This window comes from Acinetobacter sp. LipI_19, from assembly GCF_058242925.1.
Genome location: NZ_JBZAYK010000007.1, coordinates 1 through 5,883, shown reverse-complemented (window position 1 = coordinate 5,883; position 5,883 = coordinate 1). Strand labels below are relative to the sequence as shown.

Below are 5,883 nucleotides of genomic sequence, written 5' to 3'. Positions count from 1 at the left end.
TATTAGCCTCCATGAAGGAATATAGAGAAGCTATAGCAGATGATAACAAGCGATTAGAGACGTTTTACAACAAAGTAGCTAGTGGGGTACTAGAACAAAGCAAAAAGACCCTAAATAACGCAAATCAGGAAGCTACACGTGCCCTTCAAGGTCGCATCCATGAACTAGACAAGGCTACCGACAAATTGAACTACAGATTTATTGCCTTGTTATGTGCAATTTTCCTCAGTCTGGTGCTGGTTTTCCTGTCTTTTATATTTTTATTTATTCCAAGTTTTGATGAGATCAAGGAACGTCGTGCAGAGGCAGCGTGGCTAGAACAAAGATATAATTTAGATATTAGAAATTGTAATGATAAATCTTGTGTCCGAGTTATGAAAAATGACTGTCATGGAACGAATAAGGATTACTGTGTTATTGACCCTAAATAAATACTGGCAAGTACTTTGCTCGGTTCTTTTCTTAATCTTATTGCTACCGAATATCGCAAAGTGGCTCGACTTTGAGATATGGCAATAGCCATGTCTCAAAGTATCGAGCTTTACTTTTCATTCTTTATGTCCTATCTATTTGCTATAGGGAAGCATACTTTATAGCACTGATAGTGGAATTAATAATGAGAAGGCATTTGATTTTCCTAGCTTTTATAATAATGATTTTTATTTTAGCTCTCGTTGTTAAACTCGATAATGATCGGAAAAAATTTGAAGTATTCAATGAAGTAGAGACAACAAGCAAGTTTATACAAAAAAAACCATAGTTTTTTTATGGTTTTTTAAATACTTTATAAAATATAAATCCTTATTTGAGTTTCCATAACCCAGTATTCCATGACTGGGCTTTTTTTTATATTTTCAAATAGTGTTTTAGTAAAAATCAATCAAATTTCGTATAACAGCCATTATGTTAAATGGGGGGGTAAACGTAAGATTAGTAATACAATAAATCCAAGGTCTGATACGTTATCTCTTTATAAAAAAGGAAATAGAAGGAACATTATGTTTGTATTTGAAATTATCGTTCCAGGTACATGGCTTGACTATGAAGATTCAGATTGGACATGGAAAATTCAAAATCAACTTTATTCATTACAGTCTCAATTTTTTGAAGCTAATTTAGCATTGAATCTTTTTATATCTGCTCAAACGTCTAGATCACATTCATTTTCCAAGGATACTTGGGATGCAAATTCGAAAAGAAGACGAGAAATTAGTGAGATGTTAGAACAGGAATATATTAAGCAGGGTAAAAATTATTGGGAGAGCCATGACGAGATCAGTTTACAAACAGATATTATTTTTAAAAGAGAAAAGTGGCAGCAGGGAACAATACCAAGAGAGTTTGAGCATAATCTTTCATTTCTCTACGCACGTGCATTTCTTTATGCATTAGATGCATTTGATAAATTTCTAGGAGTATTAAGCAGAGAGGAAAATGTGCCTGAAGTTATTTCAGAACTACATAAAAAAATATCAGATATTTTCCCTGATTTGAGAGGTGTGCGCAATACAGCTCAACACTTAGAAGATCGTTCTAGAGGGCTAGGAAGAAACAATAAACCATTAGATTTAAAGCCAATTGAAAATAATTTTATAAATGCTCCTAATGGTGGTGCATTAGTACTTAATAGCTTAAATGGTTCTAAATATGGTTCAACTATGGTTGATGGACATTATGGCGAAGTTGATGTTTCTCCCGAATCAATGAGTCATCTACAGGAGATCCTTAATAATATTTTAGGAGCATTTAACTGGCATGGTCCAAAACAGCATAAACCTAGTGTTTAATTAGATTTTCTAAAATTAACATAATACACCTTATACGAAATGCTGTATAATTATCCTTATAATTCAACGCTGTAGTTTCTAGTTGATAGCCCGAACATCCCTGTTCGGGCTTTTTTTATGATTTTTCACGTTCCACGCCTATTACTTAAGCAATGTTTCACAACTTTGATTAGCTCCAGTAAATAATTAAAACCTAGATAATAAGAACCGAGCGAGTGTCTACGAGCGATTGAGCATCATCAAAATTTCGCCCTTGCCTTTTCTCTGATTACAAGCTCCCTTTTGATTTTAAAAGGTAGATACAGAGCATCCCGAATGGGTGCGAACTTTGGAGCTTTTGCTTTTCAAAAAGTATGAGCGAAGCGAATACATTACCAATGCTTTTGCTTTTAGATTTCACAAACAGGATTAACTAAAAACTGCCCCACGAAGCGAGGAACGAGCTTCAATAGAGTACGAGCTTTAGCGAGTACATAGGGCAGTTTTAAGCACTCCCCTCTTTTTAATAATTTTTAATTTTTTAATTTTTAGCATCTGTAATTAATTGATAAATAATAAAAAAAATAAGAATAAGTACACCTTTATCTTGCAATAAGTACACCTTTATCTTGCAATAAGTACACCTTTATCTTGCAATAAGTACACCTCTATCTTGCAAAGTGACACTTAATAAAATAAAGTGTACTTATATACTTAAAAAACATGTGTGCTTATGAAAAAAGAACTAGTCGTTAAAGATAATGCACTAATAAATGCCAGTTATAATTTAGACCTATCAGAACAACGTTTAATACTGTTAGCCATACTTGAAGCTAGGCAATCAAATACACCCAATGATAAAGATTTGACGATTCATGCTGAAAGCTATATCAACCATTTCAATGTTCATAGAAATACAGCCTATAAAGTTCTTAAAGATGCTTGCAAAAGCCTATTTGATCGTAGATTTAGCTATCAAAAACTGACTCAAAAGGGCAACATTGAGAATGTAATAAGTCGATGGGTACAACGAATATCTTATGTAGAGAATGAAGCTCTTGTTCGTATTAAGTTTTCTGATGATGTTGTACCGTTGATTACAAATTTAGAAAAACACTTCACCAGTTATGAACTAGAGCAAGTCAGCAGTTTAACTAGTGTTTACGCTATACGCTTGTATGAGTTGCTTATCGCATGGCGTAGTACAGGCAAAGTGACTATGGTAGAGCTAGAAGAGCTAAGATTAAAACTAGGCATAGAACCCAATGAATACAAGAGAATGGGGCAATTTAAAGAAAAAGTTTTACACCTTGCCATTGATCAAATTAATAAGTACACAGATATAAAAGCAGAGTATGAACAACACAAACGTGGTCGTTCAATTATTGGTTTTTCATTTAAGTTTAAGCAGAAACAACAACCGAAAAAATTAGATTCTAAGCGTGACCCAAACACACCTGACTTTTTTATCAGAATGACCGATGCACAACGCCATTTATTTGCCAATAAAATGTCAGAAATGCCTGAAATGGGGAAATATTCACAAGGTACAGAAAGCTACCAACAATTTGCTATCCGTATAGCAGATATGCTGTTAGAGCCTGAAAAATTCAGAGAGCTTTATCCAATATTAGAAAAGTCTGGATTCAACCCATGAGTAAAAGAGCAAATAGCATAATGAAAGAGGAAGTATGAGCGAAGTAGATATAAGCAAATATGCAGCTTTATATGAATACCAAAAAAATCAATTTTCGATAGTAAAAGGACACTATGAAAAATTAGAAGATAAAGCTACTAAGTATTTAACATATTTATCTATTTTTATTACTGCCTTTTCTTTATTAGCAAAATACTATTTCATAGATACAAATATTAAGGCTCCATTTTTTTTAACTTGTTTGACCTCACTTTATTTGGCTTTAACTTTTATTTTTGTATGTTTGGCATCAGGAAAGCTTTTTTCTTGTCTACAGGTAAAAGAAGTTTTTCAAGTAAATACTGATGATCAAATGATTGATTATTTTCAGAATAATAAGATTGCTACTGTTTACCTTGGTTTAGCTCATCACTATAAAAAAGTTATCAGTTCATATACTGAAAAAAATGATGAAAAAGCAAACTTATTACATAAAGCTTTTGACTATATTCAACTAGCTGGAGCTAGTTTAGTTATTGTGATAATACTGATTATATTAGGAAAATTTTTAGGATAACGTAAATGAGTAATCCAGAGCCTAAACCTGAGTATGTTCCGCCACCACCACCTGTTCGTGATCAACTTACAACAGACTTACCAAAACCTAAGTGATTCAAAATTTCAAAATTAGAGGTAAAAATGGCTGAAGCTAAACCCGAATATGTTCCACCACCACCACCTGTTCGTGATCAATTTACGGCAGATAAACCCAAACCAAAGTGATTGATTTAAAATTTCAAAATAGAGGTAAAAATGGCTGAAGCTAAACCCGAATATGTTCCACCACCACCACCTGTTCGTGATCAGAAAGGACTGAAGTAATGTCTAAAAATACTGAACCTAAACCTGAGTATGTTCCGCCACCACCACTAATAAAAATAGGTGATTCAAAAGGTAATAAAAAGTAACTTCCAAGTAGACAGTGAAATCTGTCTACTTAAAATTTCTCACTTAAATTGAATAACTTTCTGTCTCTTTCTTCAGTTAAATATTCATTAAGTTCAGCCAATATTTTTTCTTTATTGGCTTCATTTTCCTGCATTTTCTTAATCAAGTAAGAACCGAGCAAAATTTTACGTCTAGTATCATCCTTTCTTTCCTGCTCTTTTTGCTTTGACCTTTCTCTAGCTTCGATAGCTTGTTTTCGAGCCTTTAACTGTTTCAGCTTCTCTAATTGGGCTTCGATTTTCTTTTCAAGAGTTTCAGCAGCTTTTGTCATGATTCAGATTTCGGGATATAGAAAACCACTCAAGCATAAGGCCCTATGAATTGAAATTCAAGCGGGCTATATGCTATCGTGTTTTTCATGAAATGCGCACTTACGACTTGGATTTCATCCAAGTCAAAGTTTGCGTAAGGGGAATCCCCTTAACCCCAAAAATCGCTACGCAATTTTTAAAAGCAAAAGCAAAACCATCACAAGGCTAAGGCATGGCAATTTATCACTGTACGACGAAGACTGTTAACCGAAGTTCGGGACGAACTGCGGTTGCATCTATGGCTTATCGTGCAGGAGAAAAATTGAAAGATGAACGGACAGGATTAACGCACGACTTTACGAGAAAAGAAGGTGTGGTTTATACCGAAATTATTTCTAATTTGGATATCGAATTAGACCGAAGCCAAGTCTGGAATATGGCAGAAAAATCAGAGAACCGAAAAGATGCCCGAACAGCACGTGAATGGGTGATTGCTTTGCCTGATGAATTAGATGAGGAACAACGAAAAGAACTGGCCAAAGAGTTTGCGCAATCTTTAGTAGACCGTTATGGAGTAATCGCGGATTTAGCCATTCATGCACCTAGTCAGAATGGCAGTGATAAAAATCATCATGCACATATCTTACTGACAACGCGCAAGGCCGAATTAGATCCAGAGCAGAATTTAGTTCTTAAAGATAAAGCCGATATTGAGTTAAGTAATACCAAAAGAAAAACACTGGGTATGGGAACAAGCCAGGAAGAAATTAAACAGATCCGTTCCACCTGGGCAAACCTAGCGAATCATGCCCTCGAACATGCAGGGTATCGGGAAAGAATCGACCACCGCAGCTATGTCGATCAAGGTAATCAGCTACAAGCCACTATCCATGAGGGTAGCAAGGTCACGCAGATGCGCAGGAAAGGTATAGATACTGAGATCAGTCGTTTCAACGACACGGTAAAACAGCAGAACAGCCAACAGCTCCAAAACAAACAACAGCATAAAGAAAAAACCTTAGAACAAGGGTTCAACCGTGTTGAGCAAGGCTTTGAGCAATGGAAGAAAGCACAGGAAGTTAAACGCCTAGAACTGGAACGTAAACAGCAATTGAAGCTACAGCAAGAACAAGCCATGAAGCAGAAACACCGCAAGAGCATGAAGAGAAGTGGACCATCGCTATGAGCAGCCAAAATGATTTAGATGATCAGTTGTATATTC

General features: G+C 35.1%; 6 protein-coding genes. 5 read left to right on the top strand and 1 reads right to left on the bottom strand.

Going from position 1 to position 5,883, the window contains the following annotated elements; all coding sequences use genetic code 11:
• From AC4CVF_RS22175 to AC4CVF_RS22160, 4 genes are all read left to right on the top strand, one after another.
• Positions 1-431: hypothetical protein (locus tag AC4CVF_RS22175; protein ID WP_490789985.1), on the top strand; the 431-nt coding region annotated here is incomplete at its 5' end.
• Between the two features lie 567 nt (positions 432-998).
• Entirely contained in the window at positions 999-1,787 is a 789-nt protein-coding gene (locus tag AC4CVF_RS22170) for a hypothetical protein (RefSeq protein ID WP_092692926.1), read from the top strand.
• Positions 1,788-2,499: 712 nt separating this feature from the next.
• On the top strand, positions 2,500-3,423 hold the full coding sequence (gene repM / locus AC4CVF_RS22165; protein ID WP_004734284.1) for a replication initiation protein RepM: 924 nt from the start codon (positions 2,500-2,502) through the stop codon (positions 3,421-3,423).
• A gap of 34 nt (positions 3,424-3,457) precedes the next feature.
• On the top strand, positions 3,458-3,979 hold the full coding sequence (locus AC4CVF_RS22160; protein WP_004734286.1) for a hypothetical protein: 522 nt from the start codon (positions 3,458-3,460) through the stop codon (positions 3,977-3,979).
• A 420-nt stretch (positions 3,980-4,399) separates the two neighbouring features.
• Here the strand turns inward: AC4CVF_RS22160 and AC4CVF_RS22155 are convergent, their stop codons facing one another.
• Positions 4,400-4,681: a DUF8583 domain-containing protein gene (locus AC4CVF_RS22155; protein ID WP_005022338.1), complete on the bottom strand. Its 282-nt coding sequence runs from the start codon at positions 4,679-4,681 to the stop codon at positions 4,400-4,402.
• A 212-nt stretch (positions 4,682-4,893) separates the two neighbouring features.
• Between AC4CVF_RS22155 and mobQ the strand changes: the two genes are divergently transcribed.
• Positions 4,894-5,847 carry a MobQ family relaxase gene (mobQ, locus tag AC4CVF_RS22150; RefSeq protein ID WP_068534583.1) on the top strand — a complete coding sequence of 318 codons (954 nt, stop codon included), beginning with the start codon at positions 4,894-4,896 and terminating at the stop codon, positions 5,845-5,847.
• Positions 5,848-5,883: the final 36 nt, after the last annotated feature.